Annotated in this window: 12 protein-coding genes and 2 pseudogenes; 13 read left to right on the plus strand and 1 reads right to left on the minus strand. The window is 32.9% G+C overall.

Annotated elements, in window-relative coordinates; translation table 11 throughout:
• Positions 1–4 precede the first annotated feature (4 nt).
• The 7 genes and pseudogenes from I9192_RS05905 to I9192_RS05935 all read left to right on the plus strand — a co-directional run bounded on the left by I9192_RS05905 (position 5) and on the right by I9192_RS05935 (position 10,696).
• The gene (locus tag I9192_RS05905; protein WP_227567296.1) at positions 5–4,900 is read left to right on the plus strand and encodes an RHS repeat-associated core domain-containing protein; all 4,896 of its coding nucleotides are present in this window, start codon (positions 5–7) and stop codon (positions 4,898–4,900) included.
• A 315-nt stretch (positions 4,901–5,215) separates the two neighbouring features.
• Positions 5,216–5,611, plus strand: a complete 396-nt coding sequence (locus tag I9192_RS05910; RefSeq protein WP_200150204.1) for a hypothetical protein — start codon at positions 5,216–5,218, stop codon at positions 5,609–5,611.
• A gap of 179 nt (positions 5,612–5,790) precedes the next feature.
• Positions 5,791–6,522: pseudogene (locus I9192_RS22275) on the plus strand (RHS repeat-associated core domain-containing protein); the annotation flags it as partial.
• Positions 6,523–7,261: 739 nt separating this feature from the next.
• Positions 7,262–7,528, plus strand: a complete 267-nt coding sequence (locus tag I9192_RS05920; RefSeq protein WP_009583894.1) for a hypothetical protein — start codon at positions 7,262–7,264, stop codon at positions 7,526–7,528.
• Between the two features lie 470 nt (positions 7,529–7,998).
• Positions 7,999–8,529: a hypothetical protein gene (locus tag I9192_RS22280; RefSeq protein ID WP_227567294.1), complete on the plus strand. Its 531-nt coding sequence runs from the start codon at positions 7,999–8,001 to the stop codon at positions 8,527–8,529.
• A gap of 499 nt (positions 8,530–9,028) precedes the next feature.
• Positions 9,029–9,721: a tetratricopeptide repeat protein gene (locus I9192_RS05930; RefSeq protein ID WP_121775861.1), complete on the plus strand. Its 693-nt coding sequence runs from the start codon at positions 9,029–9,031 to the stop codon at positions 9,719–9,721.
• Positions 9,722–10,252: 531 nt separating this feature from the next.
• Entirely contained in the window at positions 10,253–10,696 is a 444-nt protein-coding gene (locus I9192_RS05935; protein ID WP_200150205.1) for a hypothetical protein, read from the plus strand.
• Positions 10,697–10,903: 207 nt separating this feature from the next.
• Here I9192_RS05935 and I9192_RS05940 read toward each other — a convergent pair whose 3' ends face one another.
• Positions 10,904–12,112: an IS256-like element ISAbe10 family transposase gene (locus tag I9192_RS05940; RefSeq protein ID WP_100886046.1), complete on the minus strand. Its 1,209-nt coding sequence runs from the start codon at positions 12,110–12,112 to the stop codon at positions 10,904–10,906.
• Between the two features lie 223 nt (positions 12,113–12,335).
• On the opposite strand from I9192_RS05940, the pseudogene I9192_RS22535 reads away from it, so the two are divergent.
• From I9192_RS22535 to I9192_RS05970, 6 genes and pseudogenes are all read left to right on the plus strand, one after another.
• Positions 12,336–12,863: pseudogene (locus tag I9192_RS22535) on the plus strand (RHS repeat-associated core domain-containing protein); the annotation flags it as partial.
• An 808-nt stretch (positions 12,864–13,671) separates the two neighbouring features.
• Positions 13,672–14,109 (plus strand): hypothetical protein, encoded by a 438-nt coding sequence (locus tag I9192_RS05950; RefSeq protein WP_171498224.1) that lies wholly within the window; start codon positions 13,672–13,674, stop codon positions 14,107–14,109.
• Between the two features lie 104 nt (positions 14,110–14,213).
• Positions 14,214–14,480 (plus strand): hypothetical protein, encoded by a 267-nt coding sequence (locus I9192_RS05955; RefSeq protein WP_009583883.1) that lies wholly within the window; start codon positions 14,214–14,216, stop codon positions 14,478–14,480.
• A 491-nt stretch (positions 14,481–14,971) separates the two neighbouring features.
• Entirely contained in the window at positions 14,972–15,238 is a 267-nt protein-coding gene (locus tag I9192_RS05960) for a hypothetical protein (protein WP_200150206.1), read from the plus strand.
• Positions 15,239–16,147: 909 nt separating this feature from the next.
• A complete protein-coding gene (locus I9192_RS05965) occupies positions 16,148–16,429 on the plus strand; it encodes a hypothetical protein (RefSeq protein ID WP_151752466.1) in 282 nt (93 codons plus the stop codon).
• An 88-nt stretch (positions 16,430–16,517) separates the two neighbouring features.
• Entirely contained in the window at positions 16,518–17,429 is a 912-nt protein-coding gene (locus I9192_RS05970) for a tetratricopeptide repeat protein (RefSeq protein ID WP_200150207.1), read from the plus strand.
• The last annotated feature ends 72 nt before the right edge of the window (positions 17,430–17,501 follow it).

Here is a 17,501-nt window from a genome sequence, read left to right on the forward strand (position 1 = left end):
GCCCATGGCATTTATAGACAGTAAAAACCAGACCGCAGGGTCCAATACAACAGAAACATCTCGCACAAACAATACAAAGCCAGCAGTCGAATTGGCAGTATTTAACTTAGCCAGTGTGACGCATACAGAAGACCATAAATTTATTGCGCATCAAATTCAGAAATATCTACAAGCATGCGGAAATACCAGCCTCGAACAAATCAAAGCCAGTGCCAATATCCCGACAGTTGCCAACATTTTTGCATTGTCTGGTAGTGTTTTAGATCTGATTCTATTTGCCGCAGAACCCAAACAAGCTGATGCCGGTGTACAACAAGCAGCATTGTTGAGCATGAACTTAATCGGTTTATTTTTACAACCGAACACCGAAGCTCATGTGCGTATGGCATTACGTCCAATGTTGGGGTTAATGGCTGAGTGTTTATATCCAGCCAATGGCAAAATTAAAGAAGCCGACTTACGTCGTATGCAGTTGCACCTTAATGCACAGATGGCAGGTGATTTAGAAAAATTCCTACAAGAAACACAAGCTAAACTCACAGGCTTACTGTCCAGTGCAACAACACTGGGGTCTTCAATCTTGCAAGCCTTTACAACTAGTGTGGCAGGTGGATTGCCAAGCATCGCTTCAGCAGGTGCAACAGCTGAAAAGCGAGACCCCAACCTACAATTTAGCAATTGGGCACAGCCATTGATTGATTTGTTGGGCGCACCCGCACAAGCAGACATGACTGCAAAGATTTCAGCGCCTCATTTAACTTTGCAATCGGAAGTTCAAAAAGCAGCCCCATTACTTGCTACAGCGATCCAACAACAAAGCAATGCGGGTACACGATATAGCCTAGCTTGGCTGATTCAAGAAACCCTAAACGCCATTCAAACACAGGGAAAAAAGGCCACAGCCAGCGTCCCCCTTAACCAAACAGGCGAACATGAACAACATATCAATGGTGATATTTTAGAGTTTGTGACCTTACAGCCTGATGCGTTAAATGATCCGATTTGTGCAACATTGATTGAAGATCAAAGCTCCAAAACAGAACACAGTATCAGCTATGCGATTGGTGCTGAACGGGTCAATCACGCAGACTTCTATTTACCTAAACTGGGTTTTGCCTTTAGCCGACAATATAACTCACAGATGAATGAGTTTGACTACAGTATGATCGGTGCACGATGGATGATGCCTTTTTCCAATGTGATCATACACAACGCACACGGCTACTTATTTATCGACAGCAATGGGCGTAAACACCAACTACCAGCCTCGATTGTCTATGAAAACTATCAAGTTCCCTTTGAAGGTTTTAGTGTCGCACCCTATGAACAGGGAGATTTATTACTCAACTTTGGTTCAGACTGGAACTTCCATTTTCATAGTTTTAATGCTGGAAAACATTACCATCTGGTCCAACAATTCAATGAACAGACCGATGAAAAAGTCGTACTGACCTATTTATTATACGAACAATTTGCCTACTTGCAGGGCATCGATTTCCAATTGAAACGTGCCAAACATTTACTTAAATTTGCTTTTAACGAACAAGCCAAAATCATTGCTGCATTTGTCGATGAACAAGCACAACCCTTAGCACGCTATGAATACGATACACAGGGCAACTTGATTAAAGCCACGGATCAAAATGGGCATACGCGCAGTTATGAATATAACCAAGCCCATCAATTGACTCGCTATACCGATCGTACAGGGCGTGGACAAAACATCCGTTATGAATCGACCTCGCCCAAAGCCAAAGCGATTGCAGAGTGGGCAGATGATGGCAGCTTTAAAACCCGCTTAGAATGGCATCCACGCCTACGTCAAGTTGCGGTCTATGATGCCTATGATGTACCAACCTATTACTATTTCGACTTAGACGGTTTTACCTACCGTACCCGTTTAGCCGATGGTCGAGAAAAGTGGATTTCTCGTGATCGTCAAAAACGCATTACCCGACAAATTGACTTTACAGGGCTTGAAACCGAACAAGTGTACAATGACCAAGATCAATTGGTGAAAATTGTACAGCCAAATGGTGGCATCATCCTGTTTGCCTATGATGAAGCAGGCAACCTGACAGAAACCAAAGATCCTGAAGGCAATATCTGGAAGAAAGAATATGATGCTGATGGCAATGTCAGCAAAGACATTAACCCATTAGGGCAGACCACCCAATATAAATATAACAATGACAACCAATTGGTTGAAGTGATTGATGCCAAAGGTGGCTCAAAGAAAATCCAATATAACGACCTTGGGCAAATGATCTCCTATACCGACTGTTCAGGAAAAAGCAGTGCTTGGGAATATGATGAAGACGGAACACTGACAGCACAAGCTGCTGCGGATGCACAACAAGTCCAATATCTATATAGCACTCAAGGCAAAGACAAAGGACAGCTGCAAACCATCATTTATCCTGATGGATTAAAAGAACAATTTGAACACGATGAAGAAGGGCGTTTACTCAAACATACCGATAGCAAAGGCTTAATCACCCAATACCAATACAACCCAGTTGGGCTACTAGAACAACGCATTGATGCCAATAGACACCAAATCGGCTACCAATGGGACAAACAAGGTCGGATTCAAAAACTGATCAACCAAAACCATGCTGAATACTTATTTGACTACAACCGTTATGGGCAATTGATCCGTGAACAAGCCTTTGATGGAGAAGAAAAACACTTTGGTTATGATGAGAATGGATTCCTATCGCAAATCCGCCAACCGAATATTCTGACTGAATTTAGCTACCATCAGGGTGGAGCGATTGCATCAAAAACCTATACCCATCTGCAGACTCGACATCGTCAAGTTGAAGAATTTGAATACAACCTAAACCATCAGCTCAGTAAAGCGACCAATGCAGAAAGCCAAATTGACTTTTATCGCAACCCACTTGGGCAATTGGTACGAGAACACCAACACTACAAAGTCCCGAATCTGCCTGCACTGAGCGCAGTATTACGTTACGAATACGATGAATTGGGCAATTTGACCCAAACCATCCGACCCGATGGACAAGTCCAAGCCAATCTCAGCTACGGTTCAGGGCATATTTATGGCATTGCTTTTAACCAACAAGACATGGTGGCATTCCAACGAGATGATTTACACCGAGAAACCACACGCTTGCTTGCCAATGGCTTGGTGCAAAACAAAAACTATAATGATGTGGGCTTACTCAGTTCACAAATCATTCGACATGAACAAGAAACACTCGATCTGTTACAACAACCCCAATTACAACAAGCAAAACATCAAGCAGAACGACATTACCACTACGATAACAACTACCTACTGACTCAGGTGGATGACAGCCGATTAGGTAAATTAAGCTATCAATACGACCCAATTCGGCGCTTAATTAAAGCGCAAAACCCGTATAGTTCTGAAAGTTTTAGTTTTGATCCTGCGGGGAACTTGATCGACCCGATTGCGACACAAACATCGCAAGTCAAAAATAACCTGATCACCCAATATCAAGGCAAGCACTACAAATACGATGCGCAAGGCAATGTAATTGAAACCAGTCAATCAGGTCAGACCTTAAAACTGACTTGGGATAACCTTAATCGTCTGATACAAAGCGATCACAATGGTCAAATTACAAACTATGGCTATGATGTATTTGGACGTCGATTATTTAAGAAAAATACCACTGAGGATAGTCTGACTTTATTTGGTTGGGATGGTGACTTGATGATTTGGGAGTCGCAACGATCAAACAAAGAAAAAGAAAACTACACCAAACACTATGTTTATGAACCAGATAGCTTTGTACCGTTATTACAAACAGGCTATACCCGTTTTATTGAACTGATAGAAACACCTGATTATCGTCAATTCCAAGATGTCCCTTATTCGATTTATAAAGACCCAGTGTGGAAAACAGACACCCGAAAGAACAAAGCTGAATTGGAACGTGTTGCGTTTTATCACTGTGATCAAGTGGGCACACCACAAACCTTAAGCAATGAGTTAGGCGAGTGTATTTGGGAAATTAAACAGGACACATGGGGCACAGCTTTAGAAATTAAGGCAACCGAAGAAGACAATCCATTTGGATATAGTAATATCCGTTTTCAGGGTCAATATTACGATAAAGAAACAGGTTTACACTATAATCGTTATCGTTATTACGAGCCGTATAGTGCAAGGTATGTGAGTAAAGACCCGATTGGGTTGTTTGGTGGGTTAAATAACTCGGTTTATGTAAGTGATCCGAATCAGTGGGTGGATCCGATGGGTTTGATGGCTCAAGGTGATAAGGATAAGTTAGAAAAAAATAACGCTTCTGTTTTAAAGAATCAAGAAAATCGAACACAAGAAGCTAAAAGTAAATGGGCTGTGACAAAAGTTACTGATCAGTTAATTAGACAGCAAGAAATTAATAAACAATTGGTAGGAAATCCTAAAACTTTGACGGTAATTGATAGAATTAATGATAATGCTATACGAAATTCTAAGAGTTTTAAAAGTAGAGGAGGAAGTGGATATCATGTTCCTGTTCCATTAGAGCAACGCCCTAAAACACGTATTAATCCACAATATACACTTAAAGAAAGAAGAAAACATGTAGAAAATTTGGGAACAGCATTAGATGTTAGTGCTATAGCTTGTACGGCAACAGGAGTCGGCGCACCAGTTGGAGGCTTGTTAGGAACAATGGGTACAGGAGTAGGTGAGTTCTTGAATTGGACTGATCCAGATAAATCTACAAAACATAAAATTATAAGTACTGCAACATCATTAAGTGTAGGTGCTGTATTTGGTGCAGGAGCTGATGCAGCCCCAGACTCTGTTAAACGGGCAACGGTTGAAGCTATTGGTTATAGTATTGATAAATATTCAGGTAGTGAAATTGATAAGGTCATGGAGGAAAAAAAGTAATGTGGAGGCATAATTGAATAATTTAATGAAAATAATTATGAATGAGAGACGTACATCTACTATAATAATTTCGTTTATAGTAGTTGTATTGTTAATTTTGTTGAAAGTAATATATTATGGAGGTATTGGTAAGGTAAATATATTTGGAAGTATTTTTATTTATATTTTTAGCGTTTATATAATATTTAATGGAAGTTATTTGTTTGTTAGTAAGATTACCTTAAATAGTAGTGATTACGACTATTATGCTAGGTTTTTAATGTTGATAATTACATATTTTATGTTGATTTTCTGTATTTTTAGTTAAGGATTTTTATGAGTATTCGTTTATTTTTATCATTTTTTTTATTTTTAAATGGATGTTCTAATCTAAAAGAAAGTGTGGTGCCTAGTGATGATGTTTTTATTAATGATTTTATAACTGGTCAAAGAAAAAAACTACCTATTACATTAAATTCAATGACAAAGTGGGTGGATGTATATAAATTAAATAATAAGCTAGTTTATGTTTATAAAGTAAATATGGTTGGTTTAGATGAGAGAGTAATACAAACTATTAAAAATAATAATAGTTCTGAGTCCAAGGTTAATGAAATATGTAATTTAATTGTTGGAACGTTTGATAGTAAGGTTGATATTGAATATAAGATATTAAATGTTAATAATTTAGAGTTGGTGTCAATGACTTATAATGAAGATGATTGTAATTAAATTTTCGGTATGTATAAAAGAGACTATAAATAAGAAAATATATAAATACGTAAATGGTTTTGATGTATGGAGATTATGATTATTAAAATTGACCAATGATTCTGTGAAAAGGACTGATATTTTTCTCGATTTTTAATTTATAGTATTACCACTCGTAAAGGTAATGCATCATCATCACCGACAATACTACTGAGGACTCCTCAAGCAGAGAGAATGGTCAAATTACAAGCTATGGTTATGATGTATTTGGACGTCGATTATTTAAGAAAAATGCCACTGAGGATAGTCTAACCTTATTTGGTTGGGATGGTGACTTGATGATCTGGGAGTCATACAAAACCAACTCCAATCTAGCAAACAAACAAGACTACACCAAACATTATGTCTATGAACCAGATAGCTTTGTACCATTATTACAAACAGGCTATACCCGTTTTATTGAACTGATAGAAACACCTGATTATCGTCAATTCCAAGATGTCCCTTATTCGATTTATAAAGACCCAATGTGGAAAACAGACACCCGAAAGAACAAAGCTGAATTGGAACGTGTTGCGTTTTATCACTGTGACCAAGTGGGCACACCACAAACTTTAAGCAACGAGTTAGGCGAGTGTATTTGGGAAATCAAACAGGACACATGGGGCACAGCTTTAGAAATTAAGGCAACCGAACAAGACAATCCATTTGGAGATAGTAATATCCGTTTTCAGGGTCAATATTATGATAAAGAAACAGGTTTACACTATAACCGTTATCGTTATTACGAACCGTATAGTGCAAGGTATATGAGTAAAGACCCGATTGGGTTGAATGGTGGTTTTAATAATTCTGCTTATGTAAGTGATCCAAATCAGTGGATTGATCCGATGGGGTTGATGGGAGATAAAGACAAAAACGCATCTGATTATGATCGTTATAGTAAGATTGCCAATGCTCATTATGCTAAAGAAAAAGCTGATGATGCAAAAGCATTAGCAAAATTAAAAGCTGCTAGAGAAGTTGTAAAAATAAATGACGCTAGGTATGAACAACAGAATAGACCAAGTACTGGCATATTGGGTGCGTTATTACCTAATACTATGTCTGGTTTAGCTAGAAATTCTAATGATGCCAACACTTTGCGTCAATTAGGAGCAATACGAAATAATAATTTGCAGGCGGTTGCCGTTGCTGGATATGCACCTTATGTTATTGCTGGTGCTGGTGAGGCTGCACCAGTGTTACTACAGGTTGGTCGAGAAGGAGTAAAAAAATTACCTAATTTAGGAAAGTCTTCAGTTCAAAATGCAAAAAATATTTGGGCAAATCCGGTAAATCAAGCTGTTATAAAGACATCTGGTGGTAGTATGGCGGTAGATGGTCTGCTTCAATCTAAGGATATGATTAAATGTAAGTGTGTACAATGGGATGGCTCTAGAACTGCTGTTGCAGGAGCTTCCGGAGCTGTCTTTGGGGCGTGGGGAGGAACAATGGCTAAAGCAGCAGGAGTTAATCACGTTGGTGGTTTATCATTACCTAAAAATATGATGGATAAAAATATAGCTGGAATAGTTATTTTTGGTAATCAATTTCTTATGCAACAAACATCCTCTAGAACGGCAAATAAAATTATTTCGGATCAGAAAGCGAAAGAGGCAAAGAAATAGAATGCTGACAATTATTGCTGAGGTAATTATTTCTTTTTTCATCTCTAATTATGAAAGTGAAAAATATCCATATTTAATTAGTTTTTTTAAAGGAATAGTTTTAGGCGTATCTGGTTTTATTTTAGGAATGCTAATTGATTTTTTTAATAAGGATTTAATGGATTTGCAGGGAGTATTATTATTTTTTTTAATATCAATAGGAATTGGCTTGTTATGCTCTTTGTTCTTTATGGGGTGTAAATGGTTAGATTTAAACTCAAAAAATTAGCTGAAAAAGAAAGCGAAAATAATTATGCTTTATTTGTTGATAGATAATATATCTGAATTTTTTGGAAGTCATTTTAGATGTAATAATCATCCTGTTTTGTATTTTTTTATCCGTTCAATAATTCTTGGAATTTTTATTTTTTTTGTTAGCACTCTTTATGCTTATTTAAAAATTGATGACTTTGGAGTTGGTGATATTGTTTTTAATTTATTAAACGTGATTTTAATTGGATTTATTACGTCAATATTTATTTTGATTTGGGGTAAAATTGTAGAGTTCATAGATAGAATTTCACGGAAATAGTTAAAATGGCTTTATATAAATATTTTAAAATTAATTTTAAATATTGTTGAAAACCTAGTTGTTTAGGTGTTCTAATTATTGATGAGTCTAAGAATAAGAAAATAGGTAATAATAAAGATACCGAGCCTTATGCTAAAGGTTTAATATACTCATTTGGAGGATTGTAGATGAAAACTATTCTAAGTATATTTTTTTCTTTAATGTTATTACTTTCTGGTTGTATTGATCAAAAAAATATTGAATATGGAATGAATATAAGGCAAATAGAAAGAAATGTTGCTCCTGAAGAGTCCAACTATTTTATAAATATGGAGTATATTTTTGAAATCTATGATTTTGTTTTATTTGAAAAATTCTTTGTAAGAAATATAAGAACATACTACTTCGAAGAAAGAGTGGGGAATTTTAATATGGAAAATTATATTAATATTGTTAAACCTAAGTTATATGAAAAAGGATGGAGATTAGTGGAAAAAAATAATTATGGTGAATATTATTGTGATGAAAATAACAATGAATTAGGTGTTACTTTTCCAACTAATGATATTAAATTAGATGGAGTAAACTTAGGTTATTTTACTTATCAAAGTTACAATAAGCTAAATGTTGCATTAAGTTATGATATTAGTGGTGGGAAGAAGGAATGTCAATATAATGGGAAAAAACAAAATAATGCCAAACCTGATGTAAGAGTCTGAAATAATAGAATTAATCGCAGAGGTTATAATTAGTATTTTTATTTCCAAATTTAAAGCAGAAGATCATCCGTATCTGATAAATTTTTTTAAAGGGATAACAATAGGTTTAATTGGATATGTTTTAGGAAATATATTGGGGTATATCAAAAATCATAAAGTTATGGAATACATTAAACAAATTCTTTTTTTATTGTTACACAATTTATAGGCTTTTTTTGTTTTGTTTTTTTATCGATGGTTGATTTTTTAAATGGAGGAAAAAATAAAAGCTAAGAATTTTATTTGAATACTTTTAAATTTTATTTTGATTGTTTAGTAGCAATTTAAAAAAAAATTTATAAAGATCCAGGAGGATTTGATGAAACAAGCCAAAAATATAGTGAATTTGTTATGCATTCAAAAAAAGCTTATCAATTGTATATTAAGGAATTGAGGTGAAAAAGCTTTTTAATATTTTATTTCTTCCTTTAATATACAGTTTCCTTTTTAAGAGTGCTCTATGAAGTTAATTACTACTTTATTTTTTACATTTAACCTTTTGTTTTTATCTAGTTGCAGCGATGCAAGCCAGAAAACAGTTAATGCTAATGAAGAAACATTAAATATTAGCCAAAATGAAAATACTGATTATCAATATAATTTGGGAATGGACTATTTATATGGTGAAAATGGAAAGGAAAGAAATGATAAAAAAGCAATGTATTGGTTTAAGAAAGCAGCAGATTTAGGTGATGCTTCTGCTCAGAATAATTTAGCAATATTATATGCAGAGGGAAAGGGAGTGAGTAAAAATGAAAATGAAGCTGAGAGATATTTTGAAATGGCAGCAAAACAAAATCATCCAAATGCATTAGTTCAGACTGCAAGAAGAATATTAGAAAAAAATAGCATTGAAAAGGATAATAATAAAGAAGAAAAAGCTATAAAGTTGTTGGAAAAAGCAGCCGAACAACAAAATAATGATGCATATATATATTTGAGTAAATTATATTTAGATAAAGATAATTCCGCTGATAGAGGAAAAGGAATATTGTGGTTAGAAAAATCAGCTAATTTAGGTGATTCAGAATCAATGATGAAATTGTATGATTATTATAAGAGTAATAAAAAATATGAAGCTGAAAAATGGCTGAAAATGGCTTATCTATATAAAAATAAAGAAGCTATAAAAGTATTTGAATCTCGTGAGTAAATAGGAGTTTTATAATTGATAATAAAATTAATGAAGAAAAGTAGCGAAGAAAATAATGTGAGATAGAGTTGCGAACTTAATATTCGAAATTCGAGTAAATATCATAAAGATATAATTTTATTGTTTTTAATATTATATTTTTTATCTGGGATTATATTGTGTTAGGTTGGAAAAAATATATCTCAATAAAGTGGTTGGAGGAATCATGTTTTATGAAAGAATAAAATTTTACACTAGCCTTAATGAATTATTTAAAAATAGTTAAGAGTATTTGTAAAATTTCAGTTTTGAAGGTGTGCTTAATTGAAAAATGTTTATTATGAAATTTTTGTATGTATAGTAGTTATCTCTATTCTACTATATAGAGGTGGTAATTGTTTAATAAATAATTATTGTGGCTTAACTAAGATAAGTAGATTAGTTGAAAATGGGTCTAGCGAATATATGTTTACAATAATATTTTGTGTTTTATTTGTAGTTATTAGTATTGTATATTTATTTTTTATTATTAAGAGAAGACGGTTGTAATATATGAAGTATTTTTTAAAATTATCAGTATTTTTTTTGTTTTCTATATTTAGTGGTTTGATAAATTCTCAAAATTATAAGCCAATTATTAATGTCGATGACTTTCAAAAAAAGATGAATGGTTTTTTGGGTGGAGAGCATATACATACAGATGTTAAAAAAAATAAAACTGAAAATTATAGGCAAGAATTTTATAGAGAAAGAGGTTTAGATTTGCATTATTCAATTTTTAATAAAACAGTTGTAGATTATGCTTATTATGAAATAAATAATATTAAAAATTATGAATATACAGAAATTTTTTTAAATTGTGATAATAGAAATAAAATAAAGCATCGTTCGATATTCAATAGTGATGGTAAATACTTGTCATCGAAAATTTATATTTTAAGCTTTGATGATGATAATTCAAAGGTAAATGAAATTGTTTGCAATGAAGATAAATAATAAAATTTATAATATAAAGATTATTGATGCCTGTAAGAATTGTGATGCTTTATAAGTTTATAAAAAATGGAGGTGGTTGTTCTCTTTTAGTATTATATTTTATTTCTGAAATGCTTTATGTATGCTTTCATTATAAAGAATGTATGGCAAGGAGAACACTAAATATATATTTTAATGAGCCTGTAAAAACTTCTGTGTAAATGTCTCTTAAATGAAAGCGTCTAAACGACCTTCAAATTCGATCATAAACCGACTCATAGCAGCACGCCAATCCCGAATTGGCATATTCCACTTTTTTGATGCAGCTTCAATTGCCAAATAGATTACCTTTCTGACCGAGTCATCGGTTGGAAAGAGCTTACGCTTCTTGATTGCCTGCCGAATCACACTATTTAGTGATTCAATTGCATTGGTGGTGTAAATCGCTTTACGAATATCTGCTGGATAAGCAAACAAGGTATTTAGGTTCTGCCAGTGCCCGTACCAAGATTTGCTAATCTGCGGGTATTTATCATCCCATGTGCTCGCAAAGACTTCTAATGCCTGCAAGGCAGACTCTTCAGTAACAGCTTGATAAATACGCTTCAAGTCACTGGTGACGGCTTTATAGTCCTTCCAACTCACATATTTCAAACTGTTGCGTACCATGTGGATAATACATAGTTGAATGCGTGTTTGTGGGTAGACGGTAGTAATCGCATCAGGAAAGCCTTTCAAACCATCTACACAGGCAATCAGAATGTCTTGTACACCACGATTCTTTAGTTCTGTTAGAACGGACAGCCAGAATTTGGCACCTTCATTCTCGGCGATCCACATACCTAGCAGTTCTTTGTGACCCTCGAGGTTAACACCCAATGCTAGAAAGACAGCTTTGTTAATAACGCTGTTGTCCTGTCTGACCTTCACCACAATGCAATCAAGGTACACGATGGGGTAAATGTTATCGAGTGGGCGATTCTGCCACTCAATCACTTGCTCTTTAACCGCATCTGTCACCTTGGAAATCAAACTAGGAGATACATCTGCATCGTATAGTTCTTTGAATGTACTGACGATTTCACGGGTGGTCATGCCTTTGGCATACAGCGATAGGATTTGGCTATCCATGCTGGTGATTCTGGTTTGGTGTTTCTTCACTAATTGTGGTTCAAATGTACCATCACGATCACGTGGGGTATTCAGCTCAAACTCACCATCACCCGTTAGTAGTTGCTTCTTACTGTAGCCATTACGTGCATTGCCTTTGGCACTAGGCTGGTGACGCTCATGCCCTAAATGCTCAGTGAGTTCTGCATTTAGGGCTGTTTCAACGGTAAGTTTCTTTAGAGCTTTACTGAATTCATTCAGGTCAGAATCTGTTTTTAGGTTTTTGGCAAATTCTTTTGCCAGTGCCATCAATTGACTGTGATCCATTGTGGATGTCTCCATCTATCCCTATTACAGGGTACTAAGATTTGGACATTTACACAGTTTTATTTACAGGCTCATTTTAATGAATCATTTAGTTATTATTTTTCATTGTTTGTTTTGTTTGTTGGTGTGATTTTTAGCATTCTTATGGTAATTAATTTTTTTATAAAAAGTCTTGATAGTAACGATTCATAATTTGGGAATCATATTAAACCAACTCTAATTAAGCAAACAAAACTACACCAAACATTATGTCTATGAACCAGATAGCTTTGTACCGTTATTACAAACAGGCTATACCCATTTTATTGAACTGATAGAAACACCTGATTAACGTCAAGTCCAAGATGTACCTTATTCGATTTATAAAGATCCAGTATGGAAAACAGACACCCGAAAGAACAAAGCTGAATTGGAACGTGTTGCGTTTTATCACTGCGACCAAGTGGGAACTCCGCGAACTTTAAGCAATGAGTTAGGCGAGTGTATTTGGGAAATCAAACAGGACACATGGGGTACAACACAAGAAATCAAAACTTTAAATGAATCCAATCCACTTGAGCAAACTAACTTAAGATTCCAAGGACAATATTACGATAAAGAAACAGGTTTACACTATAACCGTTATCGTTATTACGAGCCGTATAGTGCAAGGTATGTGAGTAAAGACCCGATTGGGCTGTTTGGTGGATTAAACAATTCTGCTTACGTAAGTGATCCAAATCAGTGGATTGATCCGATGGGGTTGCAAAACCAAAAGAATAAGAATGCTGAAGACTATACTAAAGCTAAAGGTCTTATGATTGCATCTGAAGAAAGAGCATTAAAGGCTAATTTAAGAATTATAGAGGAAGCCAAAGCAAAGAAAGAACGTATTGATAGATCGTTAAAAGAAGAATCACTTAAAAATGCTAAAGTAGCAGCAGAAAAGAAAGCACGCCAGAACTTAACTTATAATCCAAGTGGTTTAGGTAGAGATAGAGAATTAGATCACATTAACAGGGTAGAGCAGTGTACAGCAAACCAACAATGTACTATAGACTATATGACATGTAGTGCATCTGCAATTGATATTAATGAGTCAATTGCAATTAATCTACATAACGGTAACTTATATGCTGGAACAACTTTATCAATTGAACAAATTAAAAAGATCTATGCACTAAAAACTACTCCAGTGCCTTTAAGAAGTGGAAAATTTGGATTTAAAAGTTCAGTAAGTTGTATGTTATTTAGTATTCGAAATATTCCAAAAAGTAATGATAGAGGAAAAGCTGTTGATGCTGCACTCGATGGAGTATCGTTAAGTGCGGGAGCTGCAGCTGGCATTTTTCAATTTGGAGTTGATAAATCTTTAACAGATCCTGATAAAATGTTTGAAAAAGATAAAAATACTGCAAAAATAAAATTGTCGGAGGCACAAAAGGGTGCACCATTTGCTGTAGGTATGGGAGTTGGGTTTGGAGGAGGTACAGATGCTGGTATAGGAGTAATGACAAAAATAGGTAATATTAAGGATATGTTTTAATATATACATAACTGTATTTTTGGACTAAAAATTTATGAAAAAAATTATATTTTTCTGTATGAGTATATGCTTAGTAGGTTGTAATGGTATTAACAAGGAACCCAGCAAAATACAAAAAGCAGAAATTCATGCTAAAGATGAAATCAATAAATGGTTTAAAAATTATCATCCCATTATGGCTTCGGAAATTATTACCACTCGTTATATACTTTATGTTTACACATTAAACAATAAATATAATCCTGATATAAATAAAAAAATCATTTCAGAATGGGAAAAAAGTGGTTGGCGTGCAGTCAAAGATGAAGATGGTAAGAAATTCTTTTGTGATAATAATGGGAATATTATAGAAACAGTTGAACCTCTATCGATCAATAATAAAAAATTAAATGGAATTGTGGCAACTCAATTAGATGATATATGGCAAATAGGGTATTCGTACAGAACAGGTGGAAATGATGAATGTAAATAATTAGGGTGTATTGAAACTTTTACACTAAAAATAGCAAAGTAGTAAAATTAAATTGTCAAATAAAATTATTTCGGATCAGAAAGCAAAAGAGGCGAAAAAATAGAATGCTGACAATTATTGCTGAAGTAATCATTTCTTTCTTTGTTTCTAATTATGAAAGTGAAAAATATCCATATTTAATAAGTTTTTTTAAAGGGATAGTTTTAGGTGTTTCTGCCTTTTTTTTATATATGCTGATTGATTTTTTTAATAATGATTTAATGGATGTAGAAAAAATAATATTATCTTTTTTCGCATCATTAGGAATTGGTTTGTTAGCTTCTTTATTCTTTATGGGATGTAAATGGTTAGATTTAAACTCAAAAAATTAGCTGAAAAATAAAGCGAAATTAATTATGGTTTATTTGTTGATAAATAGTATATCTGAATTTTTGGAAGTCATTTTAGATGTAATAATCATCCAGTTTTGTATTTTTTTATCCGTTCAATAATTCTTGGAATTTTTATTTTTTGTTAGCACTCTTTATGCTTATTTAAAAATTGATGACTTTGGAGTTGGTGATATTGTTTTTAATTTATTAAACGGAATTTTAATTGGATTTTTTACGTCAATATTTATTTTGATTTGGGGTGAAGTTGTAGAGTTTATAGATAGAATTTCACGGAAATAGTAAAATGGCTTTATATAAATATTTTAAAATTAATTTTAAATATTGTTGATGATTTTGATAAAGATGATGAAAATGAATTTTAAAGGATTGTGTGGTAAAAATTAATTTGTTAAATTTTTTTGGAATCATAAGAGAGTTATTGATTGAGCAGGTTGTTTAGTTTTTTAAGTTATTGATTCCAAGGAAAAATAATGTTAACAATATTATTAGAGATAATAATGAGTGTATTCATTGCTAACTTTAAAGCAGTAGAGCATCCTATTATTAATTTTATTATACGTGGCTTTATAATTGGGCTAACTTGTTTTTTAATAGGTTTATTTTTATCAATAGTAAGTGGTTCAGACTTTTCATTTATTTTTGCTTTAAAATTTTGTTCAGTAGTTGGATTAGTTGGAACAATATGGGTTTTTTTAATAGAATTTATCTTTGGGGTTAAAGACAAAAAGTCATCATAAGGTCTCTTTCTTAAGTCAAAAATATGATGTCGAACGAATTACATGGGTAAGAAAAGTACCTTTTTCCTCTAAAGGAAAGGCTAAAAATGACAAGGACTTTATGTTGATTTATGGTTTTCAAGTAACTTATTAAAGATGCTTAATTTGTGATGAATCAACAGATGAAGACTTGATTGATAGAAATTATTCGATCACGAACTGTTCAAAATCTGCTAATGTTTCTATAAGGGCTTTTAAGTTAGGGTGTAATATAAATGTCGGATGGAATTATTTTAATTTTATTTTTATCATCACTACTGCTTTATGTTATTTTATTTTGTATAGTTCGATTTTATTTGTTTAAATATTTTACTAATAAAAAGATTGTAATTGACTATTTGGATTTCAATTTAAAAAGTTTTCAACATACTAAGTATCTTTATAAAATAGTTTTTAAAGGCTTTGATAATGGAAATTTCTATGCAAAAAGATTAAGATTTTTATATCTTATACAGATTTGTTTTTTATTTATTTTTATTATTTCATTTTTTTTAATGTTGATTTGATTTATGAGGTTCAGTCTTATTTTTTGTTTTGGACTAATTTTCAAATACTCATTCTATTAATTTTAATGAGCTGTGTAGAAGTGAAGTATGGTAAAATTAACTTAAAGGTGTGATGTACATATGAGAACTGATTTTAATACTGCGAAAAATTTAGAATTATGTACAAGTAGTAATATTAGACCTGTTATAGTTATGCAAAGAGTCGCTAATAAGAAGATTGTTTAAGGAGTGAAAAAACAATTAAAGATTATAGTTTCGGAGAAGTGAAAGGATATCTTGTCGAAGGTGCATAATCTTTTATGATAAGGTTATTGATAAGATGAATAAAAGTGAAAATGAATAGGTTAATTTAATAAGGTTTTATATGCAAAAGTTTCTATTGATTGTGTTGATTACATTGGGTGGATGTACAACAAATAATAATAAAAATGCTCAATTTGAAGTTGAACGTTTAAATTATATTGCTGGTTGTTCTGAATCTGGGGAATTTGATGAGAATACATGTAAATGCTCTTTTGATTATTTAGTAGAAAATTTAAAAAAAGATTTTTATAAAGATCCAGAGGTATTAGATGAAGCAAACCCAAAATATAGTGAATTTGTAATGCATTCAAAAAAAGCTTATCAATTGTGTATTAAGGAATAGGTTGTATTGATCGGTTCGATATTTATAAAAGATAATCTTTCAAAGGATTAATTGAATAATTTCAATTGTAAATCTAGGTGCTAATTAGATGAAACTTCATATTTTATGCTTAATGACGGTTTTACTAGCTTCGGGATGTACTGAAGGTAGTCAAAGCAATAAAAGAGACAATTTAACAAAAGATAATAAAGATCATACAACTTACACATCCAAAACTGATTTAGAGAATGCAGTGAAAGCAAATGATCCTAATGCAATATTTGTTTTAGGTTCAATGTATGCCACTGGAGAGGGAGTTGATCTTAATCCAAAAAAGGCATTTGAATTATTTGAACAAGCTGCAAACTTAGGAAACGATGAGGCAATGTTTCAACTTGGCTTGATATATAATGATGGGTCAAACTACTTAAAAGAAATTGATAATAAAAAGGCTTTATATTGGTATAAAAAAGCAGCTGAGAAGAATAATGCAGCCGCCCTACATAACATGGGAGTAGCATATTATGATGGTGTCGGCGTTGTTCAAAATAAAAGTCAAGCTTACGAATATTTCCATAAAGCAGCAGAGTTAGGTTTTTTACAATCACAAATAATAGTTGCTTATCAATTATATACAGGAACGGGAATAACAAAAGATTTAAGCCAGTCTTTTTATTGGTCTATGAAAGCAGCAGAGCAAGGAGATATAAAATCTCAAAATAATGTTGCCCTCAACTATGAGAAAGGTGAGGGCGTTGAGAGAGATCCTATTAAGGCTCTGAATTGGTTTATAAAATCAGCGAACAATGGTAATGTTGAAGCTCAGTATAATACCGCTCTTAAGTATTTTTCAGGAAATGGTACCAATCAAGATTTTAATAAGGCAATTGAATATGCTGAAAAAGCGGCAACTTCTAATAATAAAGCTGCTATAGCATTATTAATTGATATCTATTCAGATATAAAAAATCCGAATTATAATACAGAAAAAGCAAACTATTGGAAATCAAAACTTGAATGAATCATGATTTTATAAAATTTAAGCTTTTATTTAACCTTGTAGTAAAGTAGTTAGAAATATGAATGTTAAAAA

The organism is Acinetobacter bereziniae, assembly GCF_016576965.1.
Lineage (GTDB): Bacteria > Pseudomonadota > Gammaproteobacteria > Pseudomonadales > Moraxellaceae > Acinetobacter > Acinetobacter bereziniae.